Raw genomic sequence first — 26,246 nt, forward strand, 5'->3', positions numbered from 1 at the left:
GAGGTCCGGGAGGTGGTCGCACCATGGGCAAGCCGAAGGTGCTGGTCGTCGGCACGGGGTTCGCGGGTTTTCACTGCTTGAAGGCGCTGGAGAAGGCACTTCCGCCGGACGCCGCGGACCTGGTCGCGGTCAACCCCACCGACTACATGCTCTACGTGCCGCTGCTGCCCGAGGTGGCCGGCGGCACGCTCGACCCGCGCCGGGTCGCCGTACCGCTGAGGCCCGAACTGCCCCGGACCCGGCTCGTGCAGGCACATGCCACCAGCGTGGACCCCGATGCCCGCACCTGCACGGCAATCGACGTGGAAGGCCGCTCACAGGTGATCACCTGGGACCGGATCGTGCTGACCGCCGGCAGCGTCACCCGGCTGATGTCCGTGCCGGGGGTCGCGGAGCACGCGCTCGGGTTCAAGTCCGTGGCCGAGGCCGTGTACCTGCGCGACCACGTGCTGCGGCAGATCGAGCTGGCCGAGCAGGACGGCGATCCCGCGCGCACCACGTTCGTCGTGGTCGGCGCCGGGTACACCGGCACCGAACTCGTCGCGCAGGGGCAGCAACTGGCCTTGGCGGCGGCGCGCGGCCGGAAGGTGCCGCCCATCCGGTGGGTGCTGCTCGACCTCGCGCCCCGGGTGCTGCCCGGCCTGGACGAGCGGCTCTCCGGGCCCGCGCTCAAGGTGCTCCGGCAGCGCGGGGTGGACGTGCGGCTGGAGACCAGCGTGGCCGAGGTCACGCCCACCTGCGCCAAGCTCACCGACGGCACCGAGATCCCGACCAGGACCGCGGTGTGGTGCGTCGGCGTGCGGCCCGACCCGCTGGTCGAGTCGGTCGACCTGCCCACGGTGAAGGGACGGCTCGCGGTCGGCGCGGACCTGCTCGTGCCGGGCCGGTCGGACGTGTTCGCGGCCGGTGACATGGCGGCCGTGCCGGACGTGTTCAACGGCGGCAAGCCCACGCCGATGACCGCGCAGCACGCGCAGCGGCAGGGCAAGCTGGCCGCGCACAACGTGGCCGCGTCCCTCGGGCACGGCACGCCGCGCGAGTACCGGCACCGCGACCTGGGGTTCGTGGTGGACCTGGCGGGCGCGCAGGCGGTGGCCAACCCGCTGCACCTGCCGCTCACCGGGTGGCCCGCGAAGCTCGTGGCCCGCGGCTACCACCTGCTGGCGATGCCGGGCAACCGGGTGCGGGTGGCGGCGGACTGGCTGACCGGCCTGCTGACCCGACGCCAGGTCGTGCGGTTCGACCTGGTGCCGGCGGCGGGGGTGCGGCTCGCGGACGCGGACCGGGTGGACGCGGGCTCCGCGCGCGAGACCGCGCGGTCCGCGCACGACTGAACCCCGCGCACGACTGAACCCCGCGCACGACTGAACCCCGCGCACGACTGAACCCCGCGCACGACTGAACCCCGCGCACGACTGAACCGACGTCCTCACCCCGGACGTCGGCGGCTGGTTCCGGCGCGGTGCGTCAGGCGGGCTTCAACGGGTCGTGCCCGATCGACATCAGGCGGTGCCGCCAGTGGGCCTCGCCGGCGGTGGGCTCCAGGTCGTCGCGGCGCTGCGCCTGCACCCGATCCACCACCCGCCGCATCACCCGGACGTCCTCGGTGGTCAGGTCGGTCCGGCGCTTGCGCAGCACCCGGAGCACGTCCTGGCCGGTCGGGGTGCCGGCCTGGTCGGGCAGCTCCTCGGCGTCCTCGTCCGCGGAACGGGTGCGCAGCCAGTCCTCCAGCTCGTGGGAGGTCATGTTCACTACTCGGTGGAACTCGTCCCACAGGGTGTTGCTCATGAGGGTCAGGGTTGCCACCGGCGGCCCGGTCGAAACCATGTTATTTCACACCGGCGCCAAACCGCCCGGGAGGCGCCGCTTTCCGCCGCCTCCCGGTCCCGCCCGGGATCCCGGCTGCTTCCCGCCTTGGTCCCGTCGCGGTCTCGCGACGGGCCGGGGCGCGGTGGGCGTCAGACGAGGTCGGGGGCGAACTGGGCCTTCGACACCCCGACGGCCTCGGCCAGCTCCTCCTCCGTCGCCGTCCCGGACTCCCTGATCACGGCCTCCCAGACGGCGATGGACTCCAGGTTGAACCGCTGGACCTCGGGCGAGTTGGCCGCTTCCACCGGGTCGCCCTGCACCTCGCCGGACAGGTGCAGGCCGAGGGCGAGGAAACCGCCGTCCCAGCCCGGACCCACCCACAGCGCCCCGCCGCCGTTGGGCGCGAACTCCAGCGGCACCGTGTGCTCCAGCTCCACCTGCGTCCGCTCGTCGTGCTCGGTCAGCCTCAGCTCCACGATGCTGTCCGGGCCGCCGAACGTGACCCGCAGCAGCGCCGGGCGGTCGCACGCGAGGATGTCGCCGCCCGCGTTGCCCTCCAGCTGGAACGAGCCGCCGACCTCCAGCCGCCCGCTGATCGGCAGGAACCAGCGCTTGAGCCGCTCCGGGTCGGTCAGGGCGTCCCACACGTCGTCGGCCCGCGCGTCGTAGGTGCGGCTGAGCAGCACGCCCATGGTCTCGCCCCGCCGCACGGCGCGGTGGACGGCCTTGAGCTGGTCGGCGATGTCGGTCACTGGTCTTCCTCCTTGAGCCGTCGCTCGCGCTTGCCGCGGGCGAGTTCGGTGGCCAGCGCGTCGAGGTGGTGGCTCCAGAACCGCCGGAACCGCTCCAGCCACTCGTCCACCTCGCGCAGCCCCTGCTGGTCGACCGCGTAGAGCCGGCGGGTGCCCTCGGGGCGGACGCGGGCGAAGCCGTTCTCCCGGAGCACGCGCAGGTGCTGGGAGACCGCGGGCTGGGAGATGCCGAACTCGCCGCGGATCGCCGCGGTGAGGTCGCCGGAGGTCTGCTCGCCGTCGGCCAGCAGCTCCAGCAGGCGGCGGCGGACTGGGTCGCCGAGAACGTCGAACGCGTGCACGACCTGCATTTTTAAGCCTCGCCTTATATAAGTCAAGCCTTGAGGCTTCGAAATTGTCGTACCGCCCTGGCACTATGTCGAACAGGTGTTCGGTACGCGTTCGGGAAGGGAGCTTGGGATGCGCGTACAGCTTGATCCACGGCAGTGGCCGGGCCGTGTCATCCCCGAGACCGACGTCGAGATCGACACGGCCGTGGAGGCGTTCTGCCTGCGCGCGAACTGGGGTGATGCGGACCGCGCCGGGGTGCGCGCGGTCGTCGCCCCGTGGTTCGCCGAGCAGTGGAGCGTCGACGCCCTGCTGCTGGCCGTGGACAACAAGCCGGACGGCAGCAGGCAGGGCCGTCCCAGGAACCGCGACCAGGTTGCGCACGACTTCCTCCGCGCGCGGCTCTGGTCGTGGTGGCAGGGGGGCGCGCAACGGGCGCGCCCCCCGGTCGCGGGCATGACGTTAGGTCAGTGGTGGCGCGTCAACCGCCGCAACGCCCGCCTGCACCAACCCCGGCCGCGCCGGCCGCTGGGGGAGGCGGGCCGGCTGGCCCAGGAGCAGTCGCGCGAGCGGGTGCGGGCCCGACTGGCCGATCCGGTGGAGCGGTCGAGGGCGCGGGCGCGCCGGTGGCAGGAAGCCTTGGACGGCCTGCTGGTGCCGGGGCAGCGCGCACCGACCTTCGAGGACTCGCGCAGGCTGCTGGCGGAGGTGGTCCAGGTGCCCGCCCACCCGGTGTGCCGCCGGTGCGGCTGTCGGACGGGGGTGTTGTCCCAGGCGGCGTGACGAGGAGCCGGGCCGTTGGGCCGGGTTGAGCCGGGCCGCTGGGCCTGGGTGTTCGAGACGAACCGGCAGTCGGGCCGGAGCGGGCTTCGCCGTGCGCCGGACTTGACCGGGCGTGCTCCACCTCGCTGCGAGGGCGCGACCCTCGCTCGCAGATCGCGATCCATAGCGGACGCGGGTAGTCGTGCTGCCCGAACAACCGGGGATTCCGCCTGTCCTGGCATGGAGTCCACACCCTACCCCCGCCGCTTTCGGCCGTGTGCGCCGGGGCACACCTCCGCCGTCGCCCAGGTCCGGCGGCCGATCGGGGCCGTGGACGGTGTGCGACGTGGGGTGCCGGGTCGGTGTCACCTGGTCAGGTGAAATGCCGTGCGCCTTCCTGCGGGTACGGCCGGCGCTGGTGGCATCGGGCACGGCACTTCCGGTACTAACGCCCGGTGGTGAGATCCCGAGTGTGGCGAGTGTGGCTCGTCGGTGCCCTCCTCGTACCCGCTCTCCTTGCGGCCTCAGGGGTTTTCGCGCGTGCCCGACTGGCGGGCGACACCGCCGCCGTCCCGCCGCCCCCGCCGGGCCGGCTCACGCTCGCCGTCCGGTCGGCCGAGGTGGTGCTGGTCGGTGACGTCGCGGACGAGACCGAGCGGCGGTCCCTGGTGGACGCCGTCAGGTCCAAGACCACCTCGCACCGGGTGACGGACCTGCTCACCCCGAACGGTGATCGACTCCCCGTCTCCGTGAACACCGCCGCCGACCTGGTCACCGCCGCGGTGGACGCGGGCGCCGCGGACTTCACCGCGGTCCTCGCCGGCACCGCCCGCACCGCGCGGGCCACGGCCGCCGACGAGACCCGCGCGACGGCGTTGCGCCGGGCGCTGGACCGCGCGGACGTGCGGGACCACGTGGTCGGCGCGGCGGCGTCGGACCTCGACCTGGTGGCGTTGCAGCGGTCGGTGACCGCGATGGTGCAGAACAACGGCGGCTTCCGGTTCGAGCCGGTGTCCACCACCTGGCAGGGGCACGGCCCGGTGCTGATCGACCGGGTGGGCCGGCTGCTGCTGGTCGCGCCCAAGGCGACCATCACGCTCACCGGCCACGCCACCCCCGAACACCCCGACCCGCGCGGACTCGCGCACCAGCGGGCGGGTCTCGTCCGCGATCTGTTCGTGGCCCAAGGCGTGCGGCCGGACCGGATCCGGACGACCGCCACCATCGACGCCGGACCGGAAAGCTCGAACCAGGCCGCGCGCCAGGTAGACGTCCTGATTAGCTAGGAGTGGCAGTGTTCTGGTTGTTCGCCCAGATGTTCTTCCTGTGCGGGTTCGCGTTCCTCGCCGGAGCGCTGCTCACGTGGCTGCCGCTGCGCGCCACGATCCGCGCCCTGCGCGCCGAGCGCCCCCGCCAGGTCGTCCGCCCGGCACTGCCCGCGACGGCGGTGATCATCCCGGAACAGTCCAACGGCCCGGAACAACCCGACGGTCGACCCCACCCCGAACCCCACACCGCCGAACTGGGCACCGGTGACCTGGACCCCGCCGAGCCGGCCACCGCTGAGCTGGGCGTCGCCGAGCCGGCCACCGCCGAGCCGGCCACCGCCGAGCCGGTCACCGCTGAGCCGGCCACCGCTGGGCTGGGCGTCGCCGACACCGAGCCGCACACCAACGGCCAGCCGTATGCGAACGCCGGTGCTCACGTCAACGGCCGGCCGCACCTGAGCGTCGGTGCCCACACCAACGGCCGGCCGCCCGCGAACGGCGAATCGGACACGGTCGACGCGACCACGGCCGACGCGCTGGAAGATCCTGCCGAGTCCGAGTCCGAGCCCGAGCCCGAGCCCGGGTTCGAGGTCAAGGGCAGCTCCAAGTCGATGATCTTCCACACCCCGGACTCGCCGTACTTCAAGCGGATGAAGGGCGACGTCGCGTTCCGGTCGATCGAGGAAGCCGAGCGGGCGGGGTACACCCAGTGGCGTCCCAAGAGCGCGGCGGCGGCCTCCACGCGCTGACCCGGACCGGCGCGCCCGATCGCTCGGCGGTCCAGCACCATCCCCGACCCGGGTCGCGCCGCCGTTCGCGATACGCATCGCCGGCATGTGCGGGATGCGTATCGCGCGGAGTGCCCGGGTTCAGTCGCGCTTGTGGTTGCGGGAGATGAGCCTGCGGAGTTCGCTCTCGCCCAGTCCGCCCCAGATGCCGTAGGTCTCCTCGACGGTCAGCGCGTGGGTCCGGCACTCCTCCTGCACCGGGCACCTGGCGCAGACCGCCTTGGCGCGCGCCTCCCGGTGTTCGCGCGCCATGCCGCGTTCGTTCGGCCGGTGGAAGAACAGCGTGCTGTCCATGTCCCGGCACAGGCCCTTCAGCTGCCAGTCCCAGGACTCGGTGACCGGCACGGGGAGGCGGGAGAGTTCAGGCATGGTGATCACGTCCTGTGGTCGGGAGCGACCCGTCACAGCCTAAATTCGATTCAGAATCGGTTCAACTCTAGAACCGTGCCCACCGCCTCTGAAAGCGATTCCAGCCGTCGGCACCCCTCGGGCCCGGACGTCCACCCGGCGCCTCCCAACAGCACCACTTCGCCGCGTTCCAGCAGCTCAGCCAGGGGAGCCAGGCGGGCGTACCGCTCGGCGTGCGCCCACAGCACGATCGCCCGGGGTGCCAACAGATTCACCGCATCGAGTAACGCGGCGGCCGGCACCCGGGCACCGAGGTTCCGCGAGGCGCAACCGCGTTCGGCGAGGGCGGCGGCCAGCGCGTCCAACGGCAGGCTGTGCTGCTCGTCCGGCGCGCACGCCAACAACGCGGGCATCCGCCCGTCCGCCACCACCGGTTCCGCCCGCAACGCCCCGGAGATCGCCGCCGACGCCAGGTGCTCGATCTCGACACCGCTGCCCGACGCCGAGACCCGTTCCCCCAACGCGATCAGGTACGGCGCGAACACGCCCTCCCACGCGCCGACCACCCCGTCCCGCCGGATCAACGACGCCGCGAGCGCGCCCATCAGCGGCATGTCCAGCCGGGAAGCGGCGTGCGCGAACCCCCGCGCCTCATCCGACTCGACACCCAACGCGTGCGGCCCACCACCGAACCGCGCCCGCCGTGCCCCACCGGCCCGCGTCCGACCGGCCGGACGCCCCCGCGACCCGGCCGAAACCCGCGTCCCCGTCCCGGCCCCGCTCCCGGGACCGACACCGCGGCCCGAGCCCGAGTTGCCCGAGCGGGAGCCGCCCGAGCCGTTGCCGGAACCCGGGCTGTTGCCGGAGCCGGAGTCCGGGGACGAAGAGTCGCCGGAGGTCGGCTCGTCGGGCGGGCGCGGGTCGGGGTCCGAGCCGGTCGGCGGGTGCTCGGCGAGGGCGGCGGCCGCGGCGGAGGCCGGGGTCAGGCCTCGGCCGGTGAGGGCCACCATCAGGCGGAGGCGGGCGATGTCCTGTTCGCCGTAGCGGCGGTGCCGGCCCTCTTCACGGGAGCCCGGCCCCAGCCCGTAGCGGCGGTCCCACGTGCGCAGGGTGACGGGGGAGATGCCGAGCATGCGCGCGACCGCACCGGCACTCCAGTGCACCGTCCCACCGCCGTCCACCGGGAAATACGCAGGCGGGAATGGTAGCGAGGAACCCCGGACCGGGCCGGTCGGCGAGCCGGCGGGGGTCAGCCGACGACCCGCCGGATGGTGCTGATCGGGCCGATCGACTCGATGTCCTGGATCTTCACCGGCACGCCCTCGGTGGACGCGTGCACCGCGCGGATCCCGTCGATCGCCATCGACACGTGGGTCTGCCCCGAGTAGTAGATGACCAGGTCGCCGGGCTGCACGTCGTTGAGCGAGACCTCGCGCCCGATGGTCGCCTGGCCGTAGGTGGTGCGCGGGATCGCGATGCCCGCCGCGCGGTAGGCGGCCTGCATGAGGCTGGAGCAGTCCCACGTGTTCGGGCCGTTGGAGCCGAACACGTAGTCCTTGCCGCGCTGCGCCAGCGCGAACTTCATCGCCTGGCCGATCTGCCCCGGCGGCAGCGGCACCTCGCCCAGGTACCCGTCGGCCCCGAGCGCGTCCCGCTCGGACTTGGGCAGCGCCCGGTACGCGTTGCGCGCCTCGGTGATCTGCTGGTCCAGGGCGGACTTGCGCTGGTCGATGTCGCTGATCGCCTTGTCGGCGTTCGCGGCGGCGTCGGTGGCCCGGCGGGCGGCGTCGTCGGCCTTGCCGACCGCGTCGCTGAGGCCCTGCATGGCCTCGGCGTTCTCGCCGGCCAGCACGCCGAGGGCCGACATCCGGTTGAGGAAGTCCTGCTGCGAGTCGCTGACCAGGATCGCCGAGAGCTGGTTGAACCGCGCGCCCTCGAACGACGCCTCGGTGATCAGGTCGACGTGGCCGCGCAGGTCGGTCTGCGCCCGCTGCGCGGTGTCCAGGTCGCGGTTGGCCTGGTCGAGGTCGGTCCGCGCCTTGGTCAGGTCGTCCTCGGCGCGCAGGTGCTCCTCGTTGAGCTTCTCCGCCTCCATGGCGAGGTCGTTGTACTTCTTCAACGCGTCGGAGGCGTTGGGTGGCACCGGGTCGGCCGCGGCCTGCGGCAGGGACAGCCCGCCCACCAGGGCGAACACGGCGGAAGCCGCCAGGGCCGCGCGGACGGTGCGCTGAACGGGGTACGACGCCACGATCGCGCGGTCCTCCCTCGAAACCGAGTAGCCCGAACGGGTTACCCCCATCCAGGTCTCGGACAGGTTACGGAACGGGGACCCGTTCGTCTATCAGGGGTCCCCGTCCCGCTGCTCAGCCGGCGACCTCGAGCAGGCCCTGCATCTCGCCGATCTCGGCTTCCTGGCCGGCCACGATCCGTTGCGCCAGGTCCTTCGCGGGCTGGTGACGGCCCTCGGCCAGCTCGGTGCGGGCCATCTCCACCGCGTCCTGGTGGTGCACGATCATCAGCTCCAGGAACTTCCGGTCGAACCGTTCACCCTCCAGTGAGTCCAGCCCGGAGCCGGTGCCGTGCGCTCCGTGATCGGCGGAGGGGTTCGCGCCCCACTCCCGGAGCCACGCGGTCAACGTCCGGATCTCCGGCTCCTGGGCCTGCTCGACGCGCTTGGCGAGGGCGAGCAGCTCGGGGTTCGCGGTGCGGCCTTCGGCGAGCTTCGCCATGTCCAGCGCGCCTTGGTGGTGGGGGATCATCTCGCGGGCGAACGTGACGTCCGCGTCGTTGTGCGTCGGTGCGGCGGGCGGCTGGGAGCCGCACCCGGCCGGCACGAGGAAGGTCAGGGCGGCCAGCGCCCCGACCAGGGATTTCCTGATCATCTCGGGTCCTTCGGGGAAGTGGGCGGTTACGCGGGGCGCGTGCCGCTCACAACCTCAGGACGCACAGGGAATCGAGCAACGAACCGGACGGCGGCGGGGCGCGCGGGGTGGTCTCCCGGCGTGGCGCGGGCCGCGGCCACTCGGTCATGGTGACCCGCCGGACCAGGAACATCCCGAGCGCGATCAGCACCGCGAGCACCACGAGGCACAAATGCAGGATGTCGTGATCGCCGTGCGGCTGCGGCAGTTCGTGGCCCTCGGACATCACCACGGCGGTGGGCGCGGCGGGCTCCTGCGCGATGTGGTGCATGCCGACCAGTGCGAACGCCACCGCGCACACCAGCACCCACCAGAGGGAGCGGCGTCGGTCGATCACGGCGGTCACGATACCCGGTGGGGGTTTAGGGCAGCCGTGCGAGGGCCTGGCGAGTGTCGGCCGTTCGGGGTGACTCAAGTCACAAGAAGGGGTGTCGAGAACGGTCGGGCGGCTCCGTCCGACGGGTGAAAGCGCCAAGATGGGCGCGACCGCAGACCGAGGAGTCCGACATGGCCAAGTTCCTGCTGCTCATGAACTACGGCGGCACCACGAACTGCGACACCCCGATCGACCAGTGGGCCCCCGAGGACATCAAGAACCACCTCGACTTCCAGCAGGCGCTGGGCAAGGAGCTTGCCGACAACGGCGAACTGGTCGACGCGCAGGGCCTGGCCGGCCCCGACCTGGCCAAGAACGTCGTGTTCACCGGCACCGGCGCGCCGGTCGTGACCGACGGCCCGTTCCCCGAGTCGAAGGAGCTGCTGGCCGGCTACTGGATGGTCGACACCACCTTGGAGCGCGCGCTGGAGATCGCCGCCACGGCCTCCGCCGCCCCCGGGCCCGGCGGGGTGCCGGTGGGCCAGCGGATCGAGGTCCGCGAGCTGATGAGCGCGCCGGCCGCGCCGGACCTGTGACCGCACCCCTCGAAGACCTGCTGCGCGAACTCGCGCCGCAGGTCCTCGGGGTGCTGGCGCGCCGGTCCGGCGACTTCGCCGCGGCCGAGGACGCGGTGCAGGAGGCGTTGCTCGCGGCCTTCGTGCACTGGCCCGGGGACGGCGTCCCGGACAACCCGCGCGGCTGGCTGATCCAGGTCGCCACCCGCAAGCTGACCGACCTGGTGCGCGGCGAGGCGGCCCGCCGCCGGCGCGAGGACGCGACCTCTGCCGAACCGCCGCCCGGCGAGGTGTCCGAGCGGGACGACACGCTGATCGTGCTGTTCCTGTGCTGCCACCCCGCGCTCACGCCCGCGTCGGCCATCGCGCTGACGCTGCGCGCCGTCGGCGGCCTGACCACCGCCGAGATCGCGAACGCCTTCCTGGTGCCGGAGAGCACGATGGCGCAGCGGATCAGCCGCGCCAAGCAGGCCGTGAAGAAGGCCGGCTCGGCCTTCGCCATGCCCGGCCCGCACGAGTGGGCGCAGCGGCTGCGGTCCGTGCTGCACGTGCTGTACCTGATCTTCAACGAGGGCTACACCAGCAGCACCGGCGGCGCACTGCACCGCACCGAGCTCTCCGGCGAGGCGATCCGGCTGGCCCGCGCCGTGCACGCGCTGCTGCCCGAGGACGGCGAGGTCGCCGGCCTGCTCGCGCTCATGCTGCTCACCGACGCCCGCCGCCCCGCCCGCACCGGCCCCGACGGCGAGCTGGTCCCGCTGGAGCGGCAGGACCGGTCGTTGTGGGACAAGGCGCTGATCACCGAGGGCGTCGACCTGATCATGGTCGCGACGGCGCGCGGCGCGATCGGCGAGTACCAGCTCCAGGCGTCGATCGCGGCCCTGCACGACGACGCGCTGCGCGCCGAGGACACCGACTGGCCGCAGATCCTGGCCATGTACCGGCTGCTGGAACGCATGTCGGACAACCCGGTCGTCTCGCTCAACCGGGCCGTCGCCGCGGCCATGGTGCACGGCCCGGAGACCGGCCTGGCGCTGGTCGCCGAGCTGGAGCCGAGGCTGCCCGGCCACCACCGGCTGGCCGCCGTGCGCGCCCACCTCTACGAGAAGGCGGGCGACCCGGTCCGGGCGGTCGAGCACTACCGGGCCGCCGCGGCGCGCACCACGAGCACCCCGGAGCGCCGGTACCTGCTCGACCAGGCGGCCCGGCTCGCGCACTGACCACTCGCTACAGTGACGATTCGTGACCAACGGTGACCGAATCGGTCCGGCGCTGCTGCGGGTCCGGGTCGGCGGCGAGGTGGTCGGCGCGGGTTTCCTGGTGACCCCGTCACTGGCCGTGACCTGCGCGCACGTCGCCGCGTCGGATGCCACCGCGCCGCACCCGCCGGCCGACGCGGTCGTGGTCGAGTTCCCGCTGCTCGGCGCGGACGTCGTGCCCGCGCGGATCGTGGCGTGGCAGCCGCTGTGCCGGGACGGCGCCGCGTTCCCGGCCGGCGGGATGCCGGAGCGGGTGGGGGACGTGGAAGGCGGCCGGATCTACCCGCGTCCGGGGCGGCCGGGTGAGGTGGTCATGGAGACAGCCGCGGGGCTGGTGCTGTGGGACTTGGCGGCTCGGCGGGACGTCGGCGTGCTGGAGATTCCGATCCACCTGCGGCGCGGGATGTTCGCGTTCGACGAGACCGGGCGGCGGGTGGCGTTCGTGGAGGAGGGCGAGCAGGGCGTCCAGGTGTGGGACGTCGAGCGGCGGGTGCAGCTCGTGTGGTTCCCGGTGCGGGTGGCGGAGGTGCTGGGGTTCGTCGGCGACGTGCTGGTGGTCGAGGTCATCAGTGGCGTGCAGTTCTGGCGCGGCGCGCGGCTGGAGGCCGAGATCTCGCTGCCCGACCGGATGATCGGCAGCCTGCGGGTGCGCGGGGACGCCCTCCGGTACCTGTCGCGCGTCGACAGTGGTGACCAGGTGGCCGTCACGCCGTGGCGGATGGCGATCGACCCGTGGCGGGTGTTCGAGGAGCTGTGCCGGATGGCGGACCGGGAGTTCACCGAGGAGGAGCGGACGCGGATGCTGCCGCCCGAGGTGCCGGCTTCGTGGCCGTGCGCCCGGTAGCCTGGGGGAGGGGTGGTTGCCGTGACGGAGCGGAAACCCGCTGGTCTGAGCTTCGAGTCGTGGATCGACCGGCAGATCAGGGAAGCGCAGGACCGGGGCGAGTTCGACAACCTGCCGGGGGCCGGCAAGCCGTTGGGCGGGCTGTCCGGGGCGCACGACGAACTGTGGTGGGTCAAGGAGAAGCTCCGGCGTGAGGAGGGCACGGCGCTGCCACCGACCCTGCTGCTGCGCAAGGAGGCGGCGGCGGCGCGCGAGGCCGCCGGGCGGGCCTCGTCGGAGGCGGAGGTGCGGCGGATCCTCGGCGAGGTCAACGAGCGCATCTCCGACGCCATCCGCAAGCCGCTGTCCGGCCCACCGCTGAACCTGATGCCGTTCGACGTGGAACACGTGGTCGAGCAGTGGCGCGAACAGCGGCAGCATTGAGTGGCGCTGCACTGAGCACCTGCCCAGAAGTCCTGTGCGCAATCGTCGGGTGTCGATGGCGAGGTCCGAGGTGCGGCGGTGGCGAGGTCCAGGTTTGAGGCTGCCCAGTCGCGGCCGCCTGACGCGGTCTGGGTCGGGGAGGCCCGGCAGGTCGTCGCGGGCGGGGCGGGCGGTCGAGCGGCCCACCGCGACCGGGTCGTGGTGCAGCGGCTCGGTGATCTCGGGGCGCTCGGCCCGGACGCGGACAGCAGCGCCATCACGATGCGGGCGGCCACGCGCCACCCGGGTGCTTTGGAGCTGCACCGACTTGAGCGACCCGAACAGTGGGGCGTGCGCCGATCGAGCCCCCGGCCGGCTGCCGGGCTCGATCGGCGCACGGGGGCCGGTCGGCTAGACCTCTTTGAGAGTGCGGAGGAAGTCGGTGAAACCCGTGGTGCCGAAGTGCAGCACGGGGCCGTCGGGGTTCTTCGAGTCGCGGACCAGCAGGGTGGCGGGAGCGTGCGCGAGTTCGACGCAGTCGCCGCCGTTTCCGCCGCTGTGACTGGACTTGCGCCACTGGGTGGGGATCTCGGTCATGGGTCCGTGCCTCCTTTCCGGGGTCACAGTTCGCCTGCCGCCGTAGCCAGCAGGCCGGTGCTCTTGGCGGGGGACAACGCCGCCGCGACCAGGTTGCGGAACACCAGCTCGTACTGGGCGACGTGGGACGGGTCTTCGACCGAACTCGCGGTCGTCAGGTTCTCCAGGTAGACGATCGGCCGCTGGTTGTCGGCGAACCGCAACATGACGAACGGGTAGTTGGACGCGGCGTGCGCGCCGGCGGTGAACGGCACCACCTGGAGCGTGACGTTGCCGAGGCCTGCGAGCTTGCGCAGGTGTTGCAGCTGCGCCCGCATCACCTCCGGGCCGCCGATCACGGTGCGGACGGCCGCCTCGTGCAGCACCAGGTGCAGCCGCTGCCCGCCCTCCAGCAGGTGCGCCTGGCGGGCCTGCCGCGCCTCCACCAGCCGGTCGACCTCCTCCTCGTGGTGGAACGGGTTCGCGTCGATCAGCGCCCGGGTGTACTCCGGGGTCTGGAGCTGGCCCGGGATCAGTTCGGCGTGGTAGCGGAGAACCTCCGCGGCGATCTGCTCCAGGTTGAAGAACCTCCGGAAGAAGTCGGGCAGGACCGTGCCGTACGGGGTGCGCGGGCGCCGTTTGCGCGCTTGCCTCGCCAGCTCCTCGATCGGCTTGCGGGACTGCCTGGTCGCGCCGTAGAAGTCGAGCAGCACCCTCAGCTCCGCGCTGCGGATCGCCACGTCGCCGACCTCGATCCGGCGGATCTTCGCGGGCGAGCACTCCAGCACCTCGGCCGCCTTGTCCTGCGTCTTGCCCACGCTCTCGCGCATGGACGTGAGCGCCATACCCAACTGTCGCTTGTAGACCGTCGGGCTCGCGCCGCTGCCGGCCATGACCACCTCAGCTTTCCTCGTCCTTCCGCGGTGCTGATCAGTCTGCCGCAGAAGCCCGGAATCGGGGTTCACACGATGGTGTACTGCCCAATCTGCACCTGCAACCTTTAATTTTTACCTGCCCGTTCAGGCAGGGGAGGAACCCAGGATGACCCGCGCTTTCCGGTGGATGCCGCACGACGGCCGCCGCCACGCCGTCCGCCGCGACCTCGCGCCGGGCGAGGAGGCCGCGACGCTGTGCGGCCTGCCGCTGACCGTGCCGGACGCCCAGCCCTACGTGCACTGGTGCTGGCCGACGTGCTCGGGCTGCGACGCGGCGTGGCGGGCGCACGAGGGGATATCCGCCTTCCCGCGACCACGTCCGGCGCCCACCCCGGTGAGCGCGCAGTGAGCGCGGAGCACGGCGCGCCGACCTTCGCGGAGTTCGTCGTCAAGGCCTACGCCGACGGCGAGACGATCCGCGCGCTGTCCGACGCCACCGGCCGGTCCTACGGCACGGTCCGCAGCGCGCTGGTCGCCGGGGGCGTGCGGCTGCGCAAGCGCGGCCACCGCCCGGCCACCACGATGATGGCGGTGGCCGACGCGCGGGCCCGCCGCGAGGAGCTGTCCGCCGAACTGCTGCGCGCCCGGCTGTCTTCGGGGCTGACGGGCGCGGCGGCGGGTCGGCGGGCGGGCATCAGCCAGTCCAAGGTGTCCAAGGTGGAGACCGGGCGGCTGCTGCCCAAGGTCGTGGACGTCCAGCGGTTGGCCGACGTCTACGGCGTCCCGCCCGAGGTGCGGCGCAGGCTGCTCGCGTTGGCGGACAAGGTGTCGCGCGACGCCGGGCACCGCCGGGCGGTGCTGCACCGGGGCGTCGCGCGCCGCCAGGTCGTGGTCGCCCGCACGGAGGCCGCCGCGTCGACCGTGCGGGTGTTCGCGATCTGCGGTGTGCCGCCGCGACTCCTGCGCGAGGTCGGCCCGCGACGCCGGCTGGTCGCGGTGCTGGCCGAGGGCGCGCTGCGGGCCGCGCCCGAGCACTGGGACCTGTTGCGGGCGTTGAGCCTGCGCCCCGAGGTCGAGCTCGGCGTGATCCCCTGGTACACCCCGGTCACGTTGCCGGACGCGGGGTTCGTGGTGCTGGACGAGGTCATGGTGGTGTTCGACCTGGTGTCCGGCAACGTGGTCATCACCGACCCGGACGACGTGCGCGGCCACCTGAAGGCCTTCCGGAAGCTGCACGCCGGCGCGGTGTTCGGCGACGCGTTCCGCCGCCTGCTGGACGAGGTGCGCGCGGACTACCGCCGGCTGACCTGACGGCGGGCAGGTCAGCCGATGGGCCGGTTTCGTCGGGGCGGCGTGGTTCCAGCCGGCCCTGGTGTCGGGCTTGGCCATCGGGGAGCCTGGCGGTGTGCTGCTCACCGTGGGCGGCGCGGCGGTGCTCCTGCTGGTGCTCGGCACGGTCGGGTCCCGGCGGACACGTCCGATCGGGTGATCGCGGCGATCAGCCCGGTGGTCCGGAGGTGTTCCTCCCGCTGTTGTTCACCTGCTCCTGCCTCGACCTGCGGTCCGGCCTGTTGTCACGTCGGGCCGGCTCGCCCTGGCGGCGGCTTGCGTGGTGGTGGCCGGCGCGGGCAAGTTCGGTGGGTGTTGGCACGCGGGACGGCTGGCGGAGGAGGGCGGTGCCGACGCGTCGCGCGTCGGTGTGCCGATGAACGCGCGCGGTCTGGTGCCGTTGATCGCGCTCAACGCCGGGCCAGTCGCGGTGGCGGTAGCGGTCGGCCGATCGGGGCGCACGGGCGCACGCGGTCCCGGTGGTCCGGGTCGGCCAGGTGTTCCAGGCGGTGCCGCCACATGGTGGTCAGCCGGTCCGCCGGGTCGCCCCGGCGGGTGATCACGGTCAGCGCCTGCGACCCGATGACGGCGGCGGCGATCCCGTGGGCTTCCTCGCGGATGTCCAGGCCCGGCCGGGCCTCGCCCGCCGCGACGGCCTGTCCGAGCAGGTCGCGCACCATCACCACCAGGCTGACGAAGTGCACGCCGGCGAGGAGCTCGAACAGCTCGCTGGTGAACAGCAGCCGGACCCCGACCCGCGCGGTGCGGTCGGTCCGGGTCAGCGCGCTCATCCGGTGGGTCAGGTCGATCAACGTCTGGAGCGGGCCGGTGCCGGAGCCCTCGACTTCGGCGCGCACCTCGTGCCAGAGCGTGAAGTGCTCCTCCACGACGGCGACGGCGAGCGCCTGCTTGGAGGGGAAGTGCCGGTACAGCGCGCCTTTCGTGACCGAGATGGCGCGGCAGACGGACTCCAGGGAGGTGCCCTCGTACCCGGCGCGGTCGAACAGCTCGATGCTCGCGGCGACCAGTCCGGCTCTGGTGCGGGCACCCTGCGCCAGGTCGTTCAAGGAGTCCTCATCTCGACGGACACAGCCTGTACGTCACATAGGGTACATGTCCGGACACTATCAGGTTAACACTCCCAGGGGTTCTGAGGCGTGCTGTGCACAAAGAAACACTGGAAGTAGAGCTTTCCGGGACTGGAGGAGTGGCGGTCCTGTCCGTGTTCGGGTCGCTGAGCGCGGCCACGTACACCCGGATGCGCGACCTGCTGCTCAAGACCGTGCTGGCCCAGCCGACCGCGGTGGTCGTCGACCTGGAGGGCCTGGCGTTCGAGTGGCAGACCGCCGTGGCGGTGTTCCGCGCGGTGTGGAACCAGGTCGCGGACTGGCCGGGCGTGCCGATCCTGCTGGCCGCCACCGACCGGGCCGACTGGCCGCTGCCCGGCTTCCCCTCGGTCACCGACGCGCTGGCCGCCGTGGGCGAACCGCCGCGGCGCTGGATGGTCCGGATGCCGCTGCCGGTGCGCGGCAGCGGCGAGTTCGCCCGGCTGGCGGCGGAGGAGACGTGCCGGATCTGGGGCCTGGCGGACCTGGCCGAGGACGCCGCCGACGTGGCGGACGCCCTGGTGGGCCTGGCGGCGCGGGGCGTGCGGCCGACCGTGGTCTTCGAGTGGTGGCAAGGGATGCTCGTGATCGGGGCGGGTGAAGACGTCGTGGTGCCGTGCGACCCGCAGGCGTTGCGCTGCGCGGCGATCGGCGCGAGCCGGTGCGGCTGGTCCACGACGTGGTCGGACGGCACGCTGGTGTGGGCGGTCCTGGACCGCTGAATCAGCAACGGCGGCGCGGCGGCTCGATCCGCAGCGTCGCGCACACCTCGGGCCGGGCCAGGGTCGGCAGCCAGGTCCGCCACAGCCGCGCGACCTGGCGCGCCACCCCGTTCGGGTCGTCCACGGCCATCGACATCAGGTGCACGCCCACCAAGGCCGACACCACGGCGTCCGCGCACGCCTCGACGTCCACGTCCTCGCGCAACTCGCCCCGGACCGCCGCGGTGCGCAGCAGGTCCCGCACGGTCGAGGTCCACTGCGCGATCTGGCGGTCCGCCACGTCGTCGCAGATCGGCGCCTGGAACAGCAACCGCTGCGCCACCGCCCGGTCCTGGTTGACCGCGTAGCCGAGGTCCACCATCACCTGCAACGGGCTGCGGTGGGTGCGCTGGAGGCGTTCCCGGGTCCGCGTCCACTCCTGCGCCTGCCGGTCGAGCACCGCCACCGCGAGCGCCTTCTTCGAGCTGAAGTGCCCGTACAGCGCGCCTTTGGTCACGCCGGCGAGGTCGCACACGTCGTCGATGGTGGCCCGCACGTAGCCGTCGCGGTCGAACGCGGCCGCCGCCGCGCTGAGCAACCCGTCCCTGGTGGTGGACACTCGGCCGATTTTCGCCGCTCGCCCGGCAGGCCACAACCGCTGTCTGCGAGCATGAGGGGGATGGATCGCCGCCGGCCCGACGACGAACGGCGCGCCTGGCTGTGGAGCCGGGTGCGCGGCCACGCGGCGGAGGAGGACCTCCCGGTGGGGATCCGGCAGGTCTGCCTGACCGCCGCCGAGGTGCTCGACGCCAGCGGCATCGTGGTCTACCAGGTCGCCGACTCGGGCCGGGGCGAACCGGTGTGCGTGACCGGCCCGCTCGCCGACCGGGTGAGCGAAGCCGAGATCACGTTCGGGGAGGGCCCCGCCGTCGACTGCCTGCGCGAGGAGTACCCGGTGACGGCGACCGACCTGGCCGCGGCCGACAACGTCGCGCGGTGGCCGGTGTTCGCGCCGTTCGCCCGGTCCGCGGGCGTGGCCGGGGTCCTCGCGTTCCCGATCATGATGGGCGCGATCGTGGTCGGCTGCCTGGAGGCCCTGCGGCCCGCCACCGCGCCGCGCACCGACGACGAGGTGGTCGACGGCCTGCTGCTGGCCGACGCGGCGATGCTCCTGCTGCTGCGCGCCGAACCGCCGCCGTTGGGCGCGGACCCGTTCGCGGACGCCGTCGAAGCGCGCTGGGCGATTGTGCACCAGGCCACCGGCGTGGTGTCGGTGCAGCTGGCGAGCGACCTGGCGACGGCGTTCGTCCGGTTGCGGGCGCACGCCTACCGCACCGGGCGGCGGCTGGCCGACGTGGCGGCCGACGTGCTGGCGCGCGACCTGCGGTTCCATCCCGATGTCGAACCCGACGCGACACCCGAACCGGGGCAGGGGTGAGGGCGGCGGCCGGCGGACGGTCCACCAAGGGGTGATATGCGCCCATTGGTCCGATAATGTGGTGGTCGGACCGGTGACCGGCAATGCGCCGGCGGGCGGAAAGGGGCAATTGTGCCGGTCAATCCCGGCGGCGGGCCGCCCGTTCGATTGCCGCGGCCCGTTCCAATTCGTGCTGCGGGGTGTCCAGCACCTGGCCCAACCAGCTCCGCCAGTACGGGCCGGGGATGCGTTTGCCGCGTTCCCAGCGGGAGACCTCTTCCCTGGTGACGCTGGTGTTGCCAGAGGCGGCGTGCAGCCGCTCGGCCAGGTCGTCCTGAGTCAGCCCACGGCCGCGTCTCAGCTCGGCGAGGATTTCGCTGATCGGTCCCGACAGTCGCACGGCGGTGCCCTTCCTGTTCTCTCCGGCGGTTCGCCGGCCATTCTTCCAGCGCGGGGGAGCGAAACGGTAAAGCATCACGGTGATACCGGGGGAACATCCTGTGCGAGTGCACGTGCAATTGCCAGGGTGTCCGCATACATGCGGAATTCGGTGACCAGTCCGCCGTGCACGCCGACCGCGATGGCGAAGTCGTAGGACAGCGCAGCGCCGGTGGCCTGGACCCGGGAGTGCAGCCGGCCGGTCAGCACCGCGTCCGGCCCGTCCACCACCAGCCCCCGGGTGGTGATGCCGGTCAGGTCCAGCACGGCCCGGAACGCCAGGAAGAACGACTCGACCTCGCGCGGGTTGCGGATCTCGACCGGCCACGGCGCGCCCGGCACCGGTGCCGCCCACCAGCGCACCCCGTCGGCGAACAGCCTGCTCAGCCCGGCGGTGTCCTTCGCGGCCCAGCGGGCGACGAGCCGCTCCACCACCATCGTGACCTCAGCGCGGTCGCGCGTCATTCGCCGTCCACGGCCGACGGCGCACCGGCGGACCACCAGGCCCGGCCCTCCGGCGGGCGGTGGGGTCCGGTCTTCGCGGGCACCTCGGTGCCATGCGCACCTCCTGGCGGCTTCGCGGTGGCGAACGCCTGTCGGTACATGGGTACTCCTCCGCGCGCCGGCCGTGCGCAGCCACGCCGCAGCGGCCCGCAAGTGATCACTCCTCAACCCTGGTACGGACCACTGGCCCGGACACAGGGGCCAATGTCGTTCTCGAGGGGGACTCCGGGCGAGTGGTACCCCGGGTGCCCGGGTACCCCCGCCGCACGACCGGAGTCCGATGGTGGTCCAAGCCCGCGATTCCTACGGTGAGGTGCGGCGATGGCGGAGCTGAGGGGTGTGCCCGCGCGGATCGGCGCGGCCGACGTGACGAGGCTGGAAAGCGAGACCGGCCGCCTGCGCGGGGTGGACTACCGGCGGGGCGGGGGCGCCTGCCGGGACGCGGTCGTCGGCAGCGCCGCGCGGAGCGACCAGTTGCTGCGGGCCAGTGCGAGCGCCGAGGTCCGGGCCCGGCTCCTGGTGGCCCTGGCGGACCGGCACAACCTGGCCGGCTGGACGTGCTTCGACACCGGTCTGGAGCAGGCCGCGCAGGAGCACTGGGAACGTGCCCTGGAACTGGCGTCCCAGGCGGGCGACCAGAACCTGATCGCCAACATCCACTACCGCGCGGGCCGGCTGCGCCTGCACAACGGCCGGCGGCGGGAGGCGTTGGAGATCTTCGCCCTCGGGGTGCCGGCGGCGCAGCGGTCCGGCTCGCACCACGCGACCGCGCTGCTGCGCGCGAACGAGGCGTGGGCGCACGCGGGCCTGGGCGACCAGGGCCTGGCCAAGCTCCGGCTGGGGCAGGCCCACGAGGAGTTCGCCCGGTCCTCGGACGGCGTGGTCCCCGGTTGGGCGCGGTTCTTCGACGCGACCGACCTGTCCGCGCTCACCGGCATGGTGTTCACCGAGCTGGCCCGCACCGTGGACGCCTGCCACACCGCCACCGCGATCCCGGCGCTCACCGCGGCGATCCTCGGCTACCCGGACACCATGGCCCGCAGCCGCGCGCTGAGCCTGGTCGCGCTGACCGCGAACCACCTGCTGGGCAACGACTTCGACCACGCCGACCTGGTCGGGCAGCGGGCGCTGGCGGCGGCCGGCGCGGTGCGCTCGACCCGGGTGGCCGACCGGCTGCGGCCGCTGCGCCGGCTGGCCGAGCGGTACCGCGGCGACCCGCACGCCCGACACCTGGCCGCCCGCGTCGCCGCGTTCACCGCGCACCGCTGAGCACTATCCACTGTGGACGAACAGGGCGTCGACGGCCATCGCCCCGGCCACGGCGAGCAGCCCGGCCGCGAACACCCGGCGCAACGCCGTCGTGCCCACCTTGGCGGCCAGCCGCCGGCCGTCCCACGCGCCCAGCAGCGCGGTCGCCGCGAACGGGCCGACCAGCGACCAGTCCACCGTCCCGACCGCGCCCAACCGACTGGCGAACGCCGCCGCCGCGTTCACCGCGATCACCAGCAGGCTGGTGCCGACCGCCGCCGACATCGGCACCGCCAGCACGCCGACCAGGGCCGGCACGGTCAGGAACCCGCCGCCCACCCCGAGGAACCCGGTCAGCGCGCCCAACCCGGCACCGACGCCGGCCGCGCGCCCCGGCCGGACCGGGCCGGGCTCCGGCGGACCCCGGCGCAGCATCAGCACCGCCGCCACCGCCGCCACCGCGGCGAACGCCCCGGTCAGCACGGCGTCCGGGACCCGGCGGCTGAGCAGGCCCGCGGCCACCGCCGGCAGCGCGCCCGCCGCCGCGAACAACGCGCCCAGCCGCCACCGCACCGCGCCCGCCCGCGCGTGCGCGAACAGCGCGGTGGCCGACGTGGCGGCGACGACCACCAGGCTCGCCGTGGTGGCCTGCGCGGGGCTGAACCCCAGCAGGTAGATCAGCGCGGGCACGGTCAGCACGCTGCCGCCCCCGCCCAGCGCGCCCAGCGCCAGCCCGACCACGGCCCCGGCCGCGAGGGCGAGCACCACCGGCATCACGACAGGCCGTGGTCCGCCGCGCGGTCCCACTCGTCGTCCACGTGCACGACCTCGCGCCCGGCGCGGTGCAGCAGGCTCGCCGCGATGCCCGCCCGGTACCCGGACGCGCAGTGCACCCACACCTCGCCGGGCGGCACCTCCCCGATCCGCCGCACCAGGTCGTGCAGCGGGATGTTCGCCGCGCCCGTGAGGTGCCCGGCGCGGTGCTCGTCGGCCCGGCGGACGTCCAGCAGCACCGGCCGGTCGGGCCGCGCGGCGAGGTCCGCCCAGCCCGCCCGGCGGTAGCCGGTGGTGGGCAGGCCGTCCGTGCGGCCGACGCCGGGCCGCTCGACGCCGATCCGGGACAGGTCGCGGATCGCCGCGCGCACGTCGTCGGCCTCGCCGACCAGGGTGATCGGTTCGCCCCACGGCAGGGTCCAGCCCAGGTAGGTGGTGAAGCTGTCGCCGTACTCGACGCTGACCGTGCCCTGGACGTGCCCGGCGGCGAACGCGACCCGCGACCGCAGGTCGACCACCCAGCCGCCGGCGTCGAGCAGGTCTTGGACGGCTTCGGGGCGCAGGGGTCGCGGCACGGTCAGGTCGGGCGCGCCCGGACCGCGCCGGTTCAGCGGAGCCATGTGCGCGTAGTACGACGGGTAGGCGGTGAGGTTCGCGATCAGCGTGTCCACGAAGTGCTGCTCGTCGTGGTCGGTGAGGGCGTGGTTGGCGGTGCGCTGCTCGCCGACCGTGGACCCGTGCGCGCCGGTCGCCGGGCCGGACGAGCAGAAGCTGCCGAAGCCGTGCGTCGGGTGCAGCGAGGCGTCGGCGTCGACCCGGTCGGCCAGGTCACGCGCGGACCGGTACTGGGCGCGGGTCAGCGATGCGGTGCGGTCCGGCGCGACCAGGTCCGTGCGGCCGACCGAACCGAACAGCAGGCTCCCGCCGGAGAACACCGCCTGCCGACCCTCGTGGGTGACGACGTAGGCCAGGTGGTGCTCGGTGTGGCCGGGCGTGGCGACCGCCGTGACGGTCATCGAGCCGACCGCGAGGCTCTCGCCGGGGCTGATCGGCCGGCGCTGGTAGGCGACGTCCTCGGCGGCGGCGACCAGGTACTCGGCGGCGTGCCGGCGGGCCAGTTCGAGGCCGCCGGTCAGGTAGTCGTTGTGCACGTGGGTCTCGGCGACGTGGGTGATCCGCACGCCGAGCCGCGCGGCGAGTTCCTCCACCCGGTCGATGTCGCGCTGCGGGTCGACCACGAGCGCCACCGCGCCGTCGTGCACCAGGTAGCTCCGGTCGCCGAGCGCGGGGGTGTCGATCGTCTCGACGTTCATGTCCGCACCTCCAGATGTCCGTACATTATGACGGACGGGAGGTGTCCGTGTCAGCGGGCCGTCACGGCCCTGGTGGGTCGGCGGTCGCCGGCGGTGAACTCGGCGGTCACCGCGAACCGGTCGCCGCGCACCACCGTGTGCCGCCACTCCACCGGACGCCCGTCCGCACTGCCCTGCCGGTGCACCGACAGGCACGCGACCTCCGGCCCGCACTCCAGCAGCGCCCGCTCGGCCGCGGTCGGCACCACGGCCCGGATCTCCTCCCGGCTGGTGTCCAGTCTGATCCCGGTCCGCCCGGCCAGCACCGAGTAGAGGCTGGTGTGGGTGAAGTCCGCGGTCAGGACGGGGGCGGCCAGGTCGGCGGGCAGCCACGCGCGGTCGATCGCGAGCGGCGTGCCGGCGGCCAGTCGGAGCCGTTCCAGGTAGACCAGCGGGGTGGATCCTTCGAGGTCGAGCCGGTCGGCGACCACCCCGTCCGCCCGCACGTCCAGCACCCGGACCACGCTGCGCTGCTCCAGCCCGGCCGCCTCGACCGACGCGAACAGGCTGTACAGGGTGTCCAGCGGCTGCTCCACGTCGGCGGCCGGGCTGACCCGGGGCTGCCGGCCCCGCTCGGCGACCACCAGGCCGTCCGCGCGCAGCCGTTGCAGCGCCTGGCGGACGGTGTAGCGGCTCACGCCGTACTCGTCCACCAGGGTCAGCTCACCGGGGAAGCCGGTGTCGAACTCGCCCGCGCGCAGCCGGGCGACGAGGTCGTCCTGGAGTTGCCGCCACAGCGGCAGTGCGCCGGACCGGTCCAGTGCTCGCGGAGTCACCCCGGCAGTTTCGCACCTCCTTGTCCGCGATCGGTCGCGGCGCTAGCGTGGATGTACGGACATTTCGGGAGGTTCTGGGTGAACGGCATCGTGATCATCGGCGGCGGCACGGCCGGGATCTCCGTGGCCGCCCGATTACGCCGGGCCGGGCGGCGGGACGTGACCCTCGTGGAGCCCGCCGAGGTGCACCACTACCAACCCCTCTGGACGCTGGTCGGCGGCGGGCGCGCCCCGGTGTCGGCCTCGGCGCGCCCCATGCGGTCCGTGGTCCCGCGTGGGGTGCGCTGGGTCCGGTCGGCGGCGGTCGGTGTGGACCCGTTCGCCCGGCGGGTGCTGCTGCGCGACGGCGGGATCGGCTACGACCAGCTCGTGGTGTGCCCGGGGATCCAGCTGGACTGGCACCGGCTCGACGGGCTGGCGCAGGCGGTCGGCCACGACGGGGTGTCCAGCAACTACGCCGGGGCGTACGCGGTCGAGATGTGGCGGTTCATCCGCGAGGTGAAAGCCGGCTCGGCGGTGTTCGCCATGCCGTCCGGGCCGATCAAGTGCGGGGGAGCGCCGCAGAAGATCGCCTACCTGGCCGCCGACCACTGGCGGGAGCGCGGGGTGCTCGGGCGGATCGACGTCCACCTGGTACTGCCCGGGACGGCGATGTTCGCGGTCCCGGAGTACGCGGCGGTGCTGGAGGGCGTGGCCCGGCGGTACGGGATCCACGTGCACCTGGAGAGCGAGGTGGTCCGGGTGCGCCCGTCGGCGCGGGAAGTGGTGGTGCGCGGGCCGGACGGGGAACGTTCGCTGCCCTACGACGTGGCGCACCTCGTGCCGCCGCAGAGCGCGCCGGACTGGGTGAAGGCGTCGCCGCTGGCGGGGCCGTCGGGCTACCTGGACGTGGACCCGAACACGTTGCGGCACCTGCGGTTCCCGGACGTGTTCGGGCTGGGCGACTGCGCGGGCACGCCGAACTCCAAGACCGGGGCGGCGGTGCGCAAGCAGGCCCCGGTGCTGGTGGCGAACCTGCTGGCGGTGCTGGCCGGGCGGGAGTTGCCGGGCTCCTACGACGGGTACTCGTCGTGCCCGATCACGACGGGCCGGCGGACGTTGCTGCTGGCGGAGTTCGACTACACGGGGCGACCGCGGCCGACCGTGCCGTTGCTCGGCGCGGTGCGCGAGCGAACCGACCACAACCTGGTCAAACGGCGGATCCTGCCGTTCCTGTACTGGAACCTGATGCTGCGCGGACTGGCCTGAACTTCACCTGATCGGCCTTATCCGACCTAGGTAAGATAAGAGGGTGAACGCGAAGCGGATCACCGCGCCGCTGCTGGACGTGCTGGAGGTGCTGGCCGACGCCTTCCAGCGGGACGAGGAGCCGCACGGCTGGACGATCATGAAAGCGATCAAGCGCTCGGGCCCGACCGTCTACGGCGTCCTCGAACGCCTGGAGGAGTGGGGCTGGGTCGTCGGCACCTGGGAGGACCTCCCGCCCGACGAGAACCGCCCCCGTCGCCGGTTCTACCGGCTGACCCCCAACGGTCGGGTGGAGGCGGCGGCCCTGCTGGCACAACGCCGTCCGGCCGCCGTCGTCGCCGCCCGCCGGTCGTTACCCGGAGGTGCGGTGTGAGCACCTGGCTGAGCGTCCTGCTGGGCGTGGTGACCGGCTTGGCGGTCAACGAGTTCTGCGACGTGTCGCCGTGGCTGGCGCGCCGGGTCGTGCGGTGGGCGGCGGAGGTCCGCTACCCGGGCCGGGCCGAGGAGTTCGAGGCGATGATCGCCGACCGCCCCGGCAAGCTGTTCAAGCTGTGCACCGCCCTCGGCTTCGCCTGCGCGGCCCTGACCTACCGGGTGACCCGCCGCCGCCCGGCACTGCGTCGAGCCGCGACGGGTTGGCTGGTGTGCGAGGTCGTGAGTGGGGTCGTGGCGGGCGGTTTGTTCGGTGGATGGGTCCTGACGCTCGGCGGTGGGGGAACCGCGTGGGCGTGGGGTGTCGGCGTGGCGGTGCTGTCGATCCTGATGCTCCACCTCCGACGCCGGCGGTGGGTCGGGGTCGGCCTGGGCCTCGTGCCGGTCGCGGTGGCCCTGCTGGTCACCGCCGGCTCGACCCGGGGTGGCGTGGTCGTGCCGTTCCTGGTGATGCTGGCACCGGTGTACTTCGTGGTCCAGGCGATGTTGGCGGTGCTCGACGCGGCGGTCCTGCCGGTCAGGCTGGCGGTGCCCGCACTGCTGGGAGGCACGCTGATCGTCGCGCTGGAGAACTGGACCGACGCCGTCCACCTGATGTCGTTCGACTCGCAGATGATGATCTTCGGCACGGGGGTGGGGGTGATCGGCGGGCTGTGCGTCAGCATCGGGCGCTTCCTGTACGACGATCTCCGCCGTCGATGGCCGCCGCCGGACGTCGTGCCGGCGCTCTGATCGGCCATGTGCTGTGCGCACCTCTTGCGGGCGCTTTGAGCAAACATGCATGGTCAGGTCGCTTCAGTGCAACCGTGAACAGCTGGCGGCTCGCACGCCATGGCCACCCGCGACGCGCGGTTGGACTTCGGGCTGATCGATGCGATCGAGTCCACTGTGGACATACTGTTGGTGCCGCACGGCTCGTCCGGCGTCTCCGGTGACGGCTTGGGGCAGGTGCCACCCACCGGGTGCACTCGGTGCGCGGGAATTCGACCCGAGCAGAGGACGCGGCGGTGGCGGCGTTGGCGAACGGGCTGGTCGAGCAGTCGTCGTGGCCCTGTGCGCCGGCTGTATGAGGGCCCGGTCGTCGAGGTGTTTTGAGGAC

Annotated in this window: 34 protein-coding genes and 1 pseudogene; 16 read left to right on the top strand and 19 right to left on the bottom strand. The window is 73.3% G+C overall.

What is annotated here, in order from left to right:
- Positions 1-23: 23 nt before the first annotated feature.
- Complete coding sequence (locus tag BN6_RS12715; protein WP_015100047.1) at positions 24-1,334, top strand: NAD(P)/FAD-dependent oxidoreductase; 1,311 nt, start codon at positions 24-26, stop codon at positions 1,332-1,334.
- Between the two features lie 133 nt (positions 1,335-1,467).
- On the opposite strand, the gene BN6_RS12720 is transcribed toward BN6_RS12715, so the two are convergent.
- The 3 genes from BN6_RS12720 to BN6_RS12730 all read right to left on the bottom strand — a co-directional run bounded on the left by BN6_RS12720 (position 1,468) and on the right by BN6_RS12730 (position 2,902).
- Positions 1,468-1,788 (bottom strand): DUF3140 domain-containing protein, encoded by a 321-nt coding sequence (locus BN6_RS12720; RefSeq protein WP_041312675.1) that lies wholly within the window; start codon positions 1,786-1,788, stop codon positions 1,468-1,470.
- A gap of 170 nt (positions 1,789-1,958) precedes the next feature.
- Positions 1,959-2,561, bottom strand: coding sequence for an SRPBCC family protein (locus tag BN6_RS12725; protein ID WP_015100049.1), 603 nt, complete (start codon positions 2,559-2,561; stop codon positions 1,959-1,961).
- A complete protein-coding gene (locus BN6_RS12730; RefSeq protein WP_041316605.1) occupies positions 2,558-2,902 on the bottom strand; it encodes an ArsR/SmtB family transcription factor in 345 nt (114 codons plus the stop codon). Before BN6_RS12730 ends, BN6_RS12725 begins: the two co-directional genes overlap by 4 nt.
- A gap of 118 nt (positions 2,903-3,020) precedes the next feature.
- On the opposite strand from BN6_RS12730, the gene BN6_RS12735 reads away from it, so the two are divergent.
- From BN6_RS12735 to BN6_RS12745, 3 genes are all read left to right on the top strand, one after another.
- A complete protein-coding gene (locus BN6_RS12735) occupies positions 3,021-3,671 on the top strand; it encodes a hypothetical protein (RefSeq protein WP_015100051.1) in 651 nt (216 codons plus the stop codon).
- Between the two features lie 449 nt (positions 3,672-4,120).
- Positions 4,121-4,936: an OmpA family protein gene (locus tag BN6_RS12740; protein WP_015100052.1), complete on the top strand. Its 816-nt coding sequence runs from the start codon at positions 4,121-4,123 to the stop codon at positions 4,934-4,936.
- An 8-nt stretch (positions 4,937-4,944) separates the two neighbouring features.
- Positions 4,945-5,667 carry a sunset domain-containing protein gene (locus tag BN6_RS12745; RefSeq protein ID WP_015100053.1) on the top strand — a complete coding sequence of 241 codons (723 nt, stop codon included), beginning with the start codon at positions 4,945-4,947 and terminating at the stop codon, positions 5,665-5,667.
- Between the two features lie 120 nt (positions 5,668-5,787).
- Here the strand turns inward: BN6_RS12745 and BN6_RS12750 are convergent, their stop codons facing one another.
- The 5 genes from BN6_RS12750 to BN6_RS12770 form a co-directional block, all read right to left on the bottom strand.
- On the bottom strand, positions 5,788-6,075 hold the full coding sequence (locus tag BN6_RS12750) for a WhiB family transcriptional regulator (RefSeq protein WP_015100054.1): 288 nt from the start codon (positions 6,073-6,075) through the stop codon (positions 5,788-5,790).
- Between the two features lie 50 nt (positions 6,076-6,125).
- Positions 6,126-7,235: a MerR family transcriptional regulator gene (locus BN6_RS12755; RefSeq protein WP_148302847.1), complete on the bottom strand. Its 1,110-nt coding sequence runs from the start codon at positions 7,233-7,235 to the stop codon at positions 6,126-6,128.
- A gap of 68 nt (positions 7,236-7,303) precedes the next feature.
- Positions 7,304-8,353: a C40 family peptidase gene (locus BN6_RS12760; RefSeq protein WP_231905250.1), complete on the bottom strand. Its 1,050-nt coding sequence runs from the start codon at positions 8,351-8,353 to the stop codon at positions 7,304-7,306.
- A 64-nt stretch (positions 8,354-8,417) separates the two neighbouring features.
- A complete protein-coding gene (locus BN6_RS12765) occupies positions 8,418-8,936 on the bottom strand; it encodes a DUF305 domain-containing protein (RefSeq protein ID WP_015100057.1) in 519 nt (172 codons plus the stop codon).
- Between the two features lie 46 nt (positions 8,937-8,982).
- The gene (locus BN6_RS12770) at positions 8,983-9,312 is read right to left on the bottom strand and encodes a hypothetical protein (protein ID WP_015100058.1); all 330 of its coding nucleotides are present in this window, start codon (positions 9,310-9,312) and stop codon (positions 8,983-8,985) included.
- Between the two features lie 170 nt (positions 9,313-9,482).
- Between BN6_RS12770 and BN6_RS47760 the strand changes: the two genes are divergently transcribed.
- From BN6_RS47760 to BN6_RS12790, 4 genes are read left to right on the top strand one after another with little or no spacing between them, the layout of a single operon-like run.
- Positions 9,483-9,887, top strand: coding sequence for a YciI family protein (locus BN6_RS47760; RefSeq protein ID WP_015100059.1), 405 nt, complete (start codon positions 9,483-9,485; stop codon positions 9,885-9,887).
- On the top strand, positions 9,884-11,086 hold the full coding sequence (locus tag BN6_RS12780; RefSeq protein WP_015100060.1) for an RNA polymerase sigma factor: 1,203 nt from the start codon (positions 9,884-9,886) through the stop codon (positions 11,084-11,086). Before BN6_RS47760 ends, BN6_RS12780 begins: the two co-directional genes overlap by 4 nt.
- Positions 11,087-11,108: 22 nt before the next feature.
- Positions 11,109-11,969: a hypothetical protein gene (locus BN6_RS12785; protein WP_015100061.1), complete on the top strand. Its 861-nt coding sequence runs from the start codon at positions 11,109-11,111 to the stop codon at positions 11,967-11,969.
- Between the two features lie 21 nt (positions 11,970-11,990).
- On the top strand, positions 11,991-12,392 hold the full coding sequence (locus BN6_RS12790; RefSeq protein WP_041312678.1) for a DnaJ family domain-containing protein: 402 nt from the start codon (positions 11,991-11,993) through the stop codon (positions 12,390-12,392).
- Between the two features lie 75 nt (positions 12,393-12,467).
- On the opposite strand, the pseudogene BN6_RS49955 reads toward BN6_RS12790, so the two are convergent.
- The 3 genes and pseudogenes from BN6_RS49955 to BN6_RS12800 form a co-directional block, all read right to left on the bottom strand.
- Positions 12,468-12,673, bottom strand: a pseudogene (locus BN6_RS49955) (IS630 family transposase); the annotation flags it as partial.
- Between the two features lie 109 nt (positions 12,674-12,782).
- The gene (locus BN6_RS12795) at positions 12,783-12,968 is read right to left on the bottom strand and encodes a DUF397 domain-containing protein (RefSeq protein WP_015100063.1); all 186 of its coding nucleotides are present in this window, start codon (positions 12,966-12,968) and stop codon (positions 12,783-12,785) included.
- 23 nt (positions 12,969-12,991) lie between these two features.
- Positions 12,992-13,840 carry a helix-turn-helix domain-containing protein gene (locus BN6_RS12800; protein WP_041316609.1) on the bottom strand — a complete coding sequence of 283 codons (849 nt, stop codon included), beginning with the start codon at positions 13,838-13,840 and terminating at the stop codon, positions 12,992-12,994.
- A gap of 148 nt (positions 13,841-13,988) precedes the next feature.
- Between BN6_RS12800 and BN6_RS12805 the strand changes: the two genes are divergently transcribed.
- Both BN6_RS12805 and BN6_RS12810 read left to right on the top strand, forming a co-directional pair.
- Positions 13,989-14,231 (top strand): zinc finger protein, encoded by a 243-nt coding sequence (locus tag BN6_RS12805; protein WP_015100065.1) that lies wholly within the window; start codon positions 13,989-13,991, stop codon positions 14,229-14,231.
- Positions 14,228-15,133 carry a Scr1 family TA system antitoxin-like transcriptional regulator gene (locus BN6_RS12810; RefSeq protein WP_051075540.1) on the top strand — a complete coding sequence of 302 codons (906 nt, stop codon included), beginning with the start codon at positions 14,228-14,230 and terminating at the stop codon, positions 15,131-15,133. The genes BN6_RS12805 and BN6_RS12810 overlap by 4 nt, the downstream gene beginning before the upstream one ends.
- Before the next feature lie 428 nt (positions 15,134-15,561).
- Here the strand turns inward: BN6_RS12810 and BN6_RS12815 are convergent, their stop codons facing one another.
- The gene (locus BN6_RS12815; protein ID WP_015100068.1) at positions 15,562-16,218 is read right to left on the bottom strand and encodes a TetR/AcrR family transcriptional regulator; all 657 of its coding nucleotides are present in this window, start codon (positions 16,216-16,218) and stop codon (positions 15,562-15,564) included.
- A gap of 140 nt (positions 16,219-16,358) precedes the next feature.
- On the opposite strand from BN6_RS12815, the gene BN6_RS12820 reads away from it, so the two are divergent.
- Entirely contained in the window at positions 16,359-16,979 is a 621-nt protein-coding gene (locus tag BN6_RS12820) for a hypothetical protein (protein WP_015100069.1), read from the top strand.
- A 1-nt stretch (position 16,980) separates the two neighbouring features.
- Here the strand turns inward: BN6_RS12820 and BN6_RS46625 are convergent, their stop codons facing one another.
- Positions 16,981-17,577, bottom strand: a complete 597-nt coding sequence (locus tag BN6_RS46625) for a TetR/AcrR family transcriptional regulator (RefSeq protein ID WP_015100070.1) — start codon at positions 17,575-17,577, stop codon at positions 16,981-16,983.
- Between the two features lie 60 nt (positions 17,578-17,637).
- Between BN6_RS46625 and BN6_RS46630 the strand changes: the two genes are divergently transcribed.
- Positions 17,638-18,396 carry a GAF and ANTAR domain-containing protein gene (locus BN6_RS46630; RefSeq protein WP_015100071.1) on the top strand — a complete coding sequence of 253 codons (759 nt, stop codon included), beginning with the start codon at positions 17,638-17,640 and terminating at the stop codon, positions 18,394-18,396.
- A 118-nt stretch (positions 18,397-18,514) separates the two neighbouring features.
- Here the strand turns inward: BN6_RS46630 and BN6_RS12835 are convergent, their stop codons facing one another.
- Genes BN6_RS12835 through BN6_RS46635 form a run of 3 tightly spaced genes read right to left on the bottom strand, consistent with a single transcriptional unit; the run spans position 18,515 to position 19,418 of the window.
- Entirely contained in the window at positions 18,515-18,853 is a 339-nt protein-coding gene (locus BN6_RS12835) for a helix-turn-helix transcriptional regulator (protein ID WP_015100072.1), read from the bottom strand.
- Complete coding sequence (locus BN6_RS41840; RefSeq protein ID WP_051075541.1) at positions 18,850-19,278, bottom strand: nuclear transport factor 2 family protein; 429 nt, start codon at positions 19,276-19,278, stop codon at positions 18,850-18,852. Before BN6_RS41840 ends, BN6_RS12835 begins: the two co-directional genes overlap by 4 nt.
- Entirely contained in the window at positions 19,275-19,418 is a 144-nt protein-coding gene (locus tag BN6_RS46635; protein ID WP_158509380.1) for a hypothetical protein, read from the bottom strand. The genes BN6_RS41840 and BN6_RS46635 overlap by 4 nt, the downstream gene beginning before the upstream one ends.
- Before the next feature lie 220 nt (positions 19,419-19,638).
- On the opposite strand from BN6_RS46635, the gene BN6_RS12845 reads away from it, so the two are divergent.
- Positions 19,639-20,586: a hypothetical protein gene (locus tag BN6_RS12845; RefSeq protein ID WP_015100074.1), complete on the top strand. Its 948-nt coding sequence runs from the start codon at positions 19,639-19,641 to the stop codon at positions 20,584-20,586.
- 3 nt (positions 20,587-20,589) lie between these two features.
- On the opposite strand, the gene BN6_RS12850 is transcribed toward BN6_RS12845, so the two are convergent.
- The 3 genes from BN6_RS12850 to BN6_RS44845 are packed head-to-tail and all read right to left on the bottom strand — an operon-like array spanning position 20,590 to position 23,467.
- Positions 20,590-21,333 (bottom strand): sulfite exporter TauE/SafE family protein, encoded by a 744-nt coding sequence (locus BN6_RS12850; RefSeq protein WP_015100075.1) that lies wholly within the window; start codon positions 21,331-21,333, stop codon positions 20,590-20,592.
- Positions 21,334-21,338: 5 nt separating this feature from the next.
- Positions 21,339-22,652 carry an MBL fold metallo-hydrolase gene (locus BN6_RS12855; protein ID WP_015100076.1) on the bottom strand — a complete coding sequence of 438 codons (1,314 nt, stop codon included), beginning with the start codon at positions 22,650-22,652 and terminating at the stop codon, positions 21,339-21,341.
- Between the two features lie 50 nt (positions 22,653-22,702).
- Positions 22,703-23,467, bottom strand: coding sequence for a GntR family transcriptional regulator (locus BN6_RS44845; protein WP_015100077.1), 765 nt, complete (start codon positions 23,465-23,467; stop codon positions 22,703-22,705).
- Between the two features lie 78 nt (positions 23,468-23,545).
- Between BN6_RS44845 and BN6_RS44850 the strand changes: the two genes are divergently transcribed.
- The 3 genes from BN6_RS44850 to BN6_RS12875 are packed head-to-tail and all read left to right on the top strand — an operon-like array spanning position 23,546 to position 25,879.
- A complete protein-coding gene (locus BN6_RS44850) occupies positions 23,546-24,715 on the top strand; it encodes an NAD(P)/FAD-dependent oxidoreductase (RefSeq protein WP_231905258.1) in 1,170 nt (389 codons plus the stop codon).
- A gap of 43 nt (positions 24,716-24,758) precedes the next feature.
- Positions 24,759-25,088: a PadR family transcriptional regulator gene (locus tag BN6_RS12870; RefSeq protein WP_015100079.1), complete on the top strand. Its 330-nt coding sequence runs from the start codon at positions 24,759-24,761 to the stop codon at positions 25,086-25,088.
- Positions 25,085-25,879, top strand: coding sequence for a hypothetical protein (locus BN6_RS12875; RefSeq protein WP_015100080.1), 795 nt, complete (start codon positions 25,085-25,087; stop codon positions 25,877-25,879). The genes BN6_RS12870 and BN6_RS12875 overlap by 4 nt, the downstream gene beginning before the upstream one ends.
- Positions 25,880-26,246 lie beyond the last annotated feature (367 nt).

Source organism: Saccharothrix espanaensis DSM 44229, assembly GCF_000328705.1.
Classification (GTDB): domain Bacteria; phylum Actinomycetota; class Actinomycetes; order Mycobacteriales; family Pseudonocardiaceae; genus Actinosynnema; species Actinosynnema espanaense.

Coding starts and splice junctions, on each gene's coding strand:
- BN6_RS12765 (WP_015100057.1), bottom strand. CDS start 8,936: ATGATCAGGAAATCCCTGGTCGGGGCGCTGGCCGCCCTGACCTTCCTC.
- BN6_RS41840 (WP_051075541.1), bottom strand. CDS start 19,278: ATGACGCGCGACCGCGCTGAGGTCACGATGGTGGTGGAGCGGCTCGTC.
- BN6_RS12760 (WP_231905250.1), bottom strand. CDS start 8,353: ATGGGGGTAACCCGTTCGGGCTACTCGGTTTCGAGGGAGGACCGCGCG.
- BN6_RS12720 (WP_041312675.1), bottom strand. CDS start 1,788: ATGAGCAACACCCTGTGGGACGAGTTCCACCGAGTAGTGAACATGACC.
- BN6_RS12795 (WP_015100063.1), bottom strand. CDS start 12,968: ATGACCGAGATCCCCACCCAGTGGCGCAAGTCCAGTCACAGCGGCGGA.
- BN6_RS12805 (WP_015100065.1), top strand. CDS start 13,989: ATGACCCGCGCTTTCCGGTGGATGCCGCACGACGGCCGCCGCCACGCC.
- BN6_RS12800 (WP_041316609.1), bottom strand. CDS start 13,840: ATGGCCGGCAGCGGCGCGAGCCCGACGGTCTACAAGCGACAGTTGGGT.
- BN6_RS47760 (WP_015100059.1), top strand. CDS start 9,483: ATGGCCAAGTTCCTGCTGCTCATGAACTACGGCGGCACCACGAACTGC.
- BN6_RS12750 (WP_015100054.1), bottom strand. CDS start 6,075: ATGCCTGAACTCTCCCGCCTCCCCGTGCCGGTCACCGAGTCCTGGGAC.
- BN6_RS12845 (WP_015100074.1), top strand. CDS start 19,639: ATGGCGGAGCTGAGGGGTGTGCCCGCGCGGATCGGCGCGGCCGACGTG.
- BN6_RS12715 (WP_015100047.1), top strand. CDS start 24: ATGGGCAAGCCGAAGGTGCTGGTCGTCGGCACGGGGTTCGCGGGTTTT.
- BN6_RS12855 (WP_015100076.1), bottom strand. CDS start 22,652: ATGAACGTCGAGACGATCGACACCCCCGCGCTCGGCGACCGGAGCTAC.
- BN6_RS46630 (WP_015100071.1), top strand. CDS start 17,638: ATGGATCGCCGCCGGCCCGACGACGAACGGCGCGCCTGGCTGTGGAGC.
- BN6_RS46635 (WP_158509380.1), bottom strand. CDS start 19,418: ATGTACCGACAGGCGTTCGCCACCGCGAAGCCGCCAGGAGGTGCGCAT.
- BN6_RS12735 (WP_015100051.1), top strand. CDS start 3,021: ATGCGCGTACAGCTTGATCCACGGCAGTGGCCGGGCCGTGTCATCCCC.